The sequence below is a fragment of the Polaromonas sp. P3_C2 genome (assembly GCF_056402675.1).
In genome coordinates this window covers 1-2,647 of record NZ_JBFUGX010000583.1, presented here as the reverse complement: position 1 = coordinate 2,647, position 2,647 = coordinate 1, and the positions used below count along the sequence as shown (strand labels likewise).

General features: G+C 62.3%; 2 protein-coding genes. One reads left to right on the top strand and one right to left on the bottom strand.

Annotation, left to right across the window (positions count from 1 at the left end; genetic code table 11):
- Window positions 1-2,312, top strand: a 2,312-nt coding sequence (locus tag AC1DWI_RS19305; RefSeq protein WP_477725484.1) for a [protein-PII] uridylyltransferase, incomplete at its 5' end; no start/stop codon positions are given.
- A 4-nt stretch (window positions 2,313-2,316) separates the two neighbouring features.
- On the opposite strand, the gene AC1DWI_RS19300 is transcribed toward AC1DWI_RS19305, so the two are convergent.
- Window positions 2,317-2,647 (bottom strand): class I SAM-dependent methyltransferase (locus AC1DWI_RS19300; RefSeq protein ID WP_477725483.1); only part of this gene is annotated, 331 nt, incomplete at its 5' end.

The following is a 2,647-nucleotide window of genomic DNA, read 5'->3' as shown; positions in this document are numbered from 1 at the left end:
ACCCGGCCCTCAAGGCCAAGGTAGAGAGCTTCATCGGCGCCTGCTGGGATGTGGGCCTGGAAATTGGCTCCAGCGTGCGGACGATTTCCGGTTGTGTCGAAGAAGCGGCCAAAGACGTCACGGTGCAAACCTCGCTGCTCGAAGCCCGCCTGGTCGCCGGATCCAAAAAGAATTTTCTGCAGCTGCAARACCGGCTGGCCGTCGTGTTGGACCCGCAGGCTTTTTACGTGGCCAAGACGCTGGAGCTGCGCCAGCGCCACAACAAGTTCGAAAATACCCCCTACTCGCTCGAGCCCAACTGCAAGGAATCCCCGGGTGGATTGCGAGACCTGCAGGTGATTTTGTGGGTGGCACGGGCCGCCGGCCTGGGCAAATCCTGGGACGACCTGGCCCGCAACGGCCTGGCTACGGCCTTTGAAGTGCGGCAGATCAAGGCCAATGAAGCCTTGCTGAGCTTGATACGCGCGCGCCTGCACCTGATTGCCGGCCGGCGTGAAGACCGCCTGGTGTTYGACCTGCAGACCGCCGTGGCCGAGTCCTTCGGCTATTCCGCCGAAGCCGACGACGGCAGCAAGGTGCCGCGCCGCGCCAGCGAGGCGGTGATGAAGCGCTACTACTGGGCCGCCAAGGCCGTGACCCAGCTCAACCAGATCCTGTTGCTCAATATCGAAGAACGGCTCAACCCCAACACCTACCCGCTGCGGCCCATCAACGAGCGCTTTTACGACAAGGCCGGCATGCTGGAGGTGGTCAGCGACGACCTGTATGCGCGTGAACCGCACGCCATCCTGGAAACCTTTTTGGTATTCGAGACAACCGTGGGCATCAAGGGCCTGTCGGCGCGCACCCTGCGCGCGCTCTACAACGCCCGCGGACTGATGAACAGCAAGTTCCGCAGCGACCCGGTCAACCGCGACACCTTCCGGCGCATCCTTCAGCAGCCCGAGGGCATCACCCACGCCATGCGGCTGATGAACCAGACATCGGTGCTGGGCCGCTACCTCTGGATCTTCCGCAAGATCGTCGGACAGATGCAGCACGACCTGTTCCATGTTTACACGGTGGACCAGCACATCCTGATGGTTCTGCGCAACGTGCGGCGTTTTTTCATGGCCGAGCACTCGCACGAGTACCCGATGTGCTCGCAGCTCGCGGCCGGCTGGGACAAGCCCTGGATTCTTTATATCGCCGCGCTGTTCCACGACATCGCCAAGGGCCGCGGCGGCGACCACTCCGAGCTGGGTTGCAAGGACGTGCGCGTTTTTTGTCGCCAGCATGGTATTGGCGCCGAAGACTCCAAACTCATCGAATTCCTGGTCGGTGAGCACCTGAGCATGAGCCGCATCGCCCAGAAGGAAGACCTGAGCAACCCCGAAGTGATTGCCGCGTTTGCCAAACGCGTGGGCAACGAGCGTTACCTGACGGCTTTGTACCTGCTGACGGTGGCCGACATCCGCGGCACCAGCCCCAAGGTCTGGAACGCCTGGAAAGGCAAGCTGCTGGAAGACCTGTACCGCTACACGCTGCGCGTGCTGGGTGGCCGCGCGCCCGATGCGGATGCCGAAGTGGAGGCCCGCAAGCGCGAAGCCCTGACCACACTGGCCCTRCACGCCGAACCTTTCGAGGCACACAAGGCACTGTGGGACACGCTGGACGTCAGCTATTTCATGCGCCATGAGGCCTCCGACATCGCCTGGCATGCACGCCAGCTCTCGCGACACGTGGGCAAGGCCAAGGCGATCGTCCGCGCGCGTCGTTCGTCGGCAGGCGAAGGCATGCAGGTACTGGTTTACACGCCCGATGCGCCCGACCTGTTTGCACGCATCTGCGGCTACTTTGACGAAGCCGGCTTCAGCATCCTGGACGCCAAGATCCACACAGCGAAAAATGGTTATGCGCTGGACACCTTCCAGGTGGTCAGCCCCACGCTGGCCGACCACTACCGCGAACTGGCGGCCATGGTGGAGGCCGAACTGGATCGCACCATCGAGAACCCCGGACCTCTGCCGCCTCCGAGTAAAGGCCGTGTATCGCGCCGGGTCAAGAGTTTCCCGATCGCTCCGCGCGTGGACCTGCGGCCCGATGAAAAAGCCCAGCGCTGGCTGCTCAGCGTGTCGGCCAGCGACCGGGTCGGGCTGCTCTACCGCATCGCACGGGTGCTGGCCCGTCACCGCATCAACCTGCAACTGGCCAAGGTAAGCACGCTGGGCGAGCGCGTGGAAGATACATTTTTGATCGATGGACCGGAGCTGCAGCACAACAAGGCACAGATCGCGATCGAGACTGAATTGCTCGAAGCGCTCAATACCTGAAGCTTCAGGCGACTGGTTTCCGCAGGTATTGCAACAGACGCCCCTTGTAACTGCCGCCGGCCGGCAATTTGGTCACGCGCGTCTCGGTGCGCGAATAGCCCAGTGCATCCATTTTGCGATTGAAGCTGGCCCGGTTACCGCGGTCCGGATCGACGATCAGCACTTCGGTGTGCGGCAGCGCATGCAGCTCGATGAACTGCGACAACACCTCCGGCTGGCCACGGTCATACAGCACATCGCTGCCGATGATCAGGTCAAAGCGTTCCAGCAGCGGGTTCGCGCGCGACCAGTTGCCCGTCTGATATTTCATTGCAGGCAAGTGGTTGAGTTTGAGG